This is a genomic window from Kitasatospora sp. NPDC002040 (assembly GCF_040296785.1).
Taxonomy (GTDB): Bacteria; Actinomycetota; Actinomycetes; order Streptomycetales; family Streptomycetaceae; genus Kitasatospora.
In genome coordinates this window covers 1-1,106 of the sequence record NZ_JBEOXV010000044.1, presented here as the reverse complement: position 1 = coordinate 1,106, position 1,106 = coordinate 1, and the positions used below count along the sequence as shown (strand labels likewise).

The following is a 1,106-nucleotide window of genomic DNA, read 5'->3' as shown; positions in this document are numbered from 1 at the left end:
TCGGAGCCACCGACATCGAGGGCACCGAAGGCAGGCCGACCTTCTCCCCCGACACCGTCCGCGCCCACACCACCACCCCCGGCGGAACCGCCCCGAGCCCCGCTCCCACTCCTCCCGCCGGCACTGGGACCACGGGCGGTGGCGGCACCAACGGCGGTGGCTCCGAAGATCCACAAATCCACGCTGCCGGGCTTCGGCTTGTAGCTCATGGCGCCGAGCTGGCTGTAGGACCAGGTGTTCTGCCCCGGGTCGGCGTGCCAGTAGGACCAGTACGCCGAGGCGGGCGGGGTCAGGACGCACTTCTCCTGGTCGGGGGTCGGGTACTGCTTGCCGCCCTGGTGACCGCTGTAGCCGATCCGGCAGATGAAGGCCGGGCCGTCGTGGCCGGTGCCGGTGGTCTTCCACCCGCCCTGGTTCAGCAGGGCGTAGCCGGTGGTGGGGGTGGTGCCGCAGGAGCGCAGCAGGGGGCCGCCCCAGCGGCTGAAGTCCACCGCGAGCACCACGCCGGAGGTGGTGGTGCACTGGTCGATCGGCAGCGGCGCGGCGGCGGCCGGGCCCGCCCCCGCGCCGAGCCCGCCGAGGGCCAGGGCCAGGACGACACCGGCGGTTCCGAGCAGGCGGCCCAGTCGGCGGATCACTGGTGGCGTCCGGGCTTGCTCGTGGTCCGGCGTCGGGCTCCGACCAGGATGCCGCCGCCCGCCACGGTGAGCAGCAGCGCGGGGCCGACCAGACCGAGGACGTCGGTACCGGTCCAGGCGAGGTCCGGGGCCGAGGGGCCTGCGGGGTTGGTCACGGAAGGCTCGGCGGACGGGAGTTGGGCGGTGGAGGAGGCCGAGGCCGAGATGGACGCGGAGGGTGACGGGGAGACGGATTCGGACGGCGACGGCGACGGCGAGGGCGAAGGAGACGGCGAGGCTGACGGGGACGCCGACGGGGAAGCCGAGGGCGATCCGCTCGGGTTCGGCGGGGTGGTGCCGAGGTTCCGCTTCAGCGTGCCGAACGAGATCCCGGTGACCCCGCCGAGTGCCTGGGATCGGCCGCCAGTGCCTGCTGATAGCCGGTCAGGGCGGCTTCCGGGCGGCCGGAGTTCTGGTCCAGTTCGGCCA

1 protein-coding gene and 2 pseudogenes are annotated in these 1,106 nt (G+C 74.0%); 1 reads left to right on the top strand and 2 read right to left on the bottom strand.

What is annotated here, in order from left to right; all coding sequences use genetic code 11:
• Positions 1–638 (bottom strand): annotated as a pseudogene (locus ABT118_RS32645) (hypothetical protein); the annotation flags it as partial.
• Positions 635–793, bottom strand: coding sequence for a hypothetical protein (locus ABT118_RS32640; protein ID WP_350678555.1), 159 nt, complete (start codon positions 791–793; stop codon positions 635–637). The pseudogene ABT118_RS32645 and the gene ABT118_RS32640, both read right to left, overlap by 4 nt.
• A gap of 28 nt (positions 794–821) precedes the next feature.
• Here ABT118_RS32640 and ABT118_RS32635 point away from each other — a divergent pair.
• Positions 822–1,106, top strand: a pseudogene (locus ABT118_RS32635) (hypothetical protein); the annotation flags it as partial.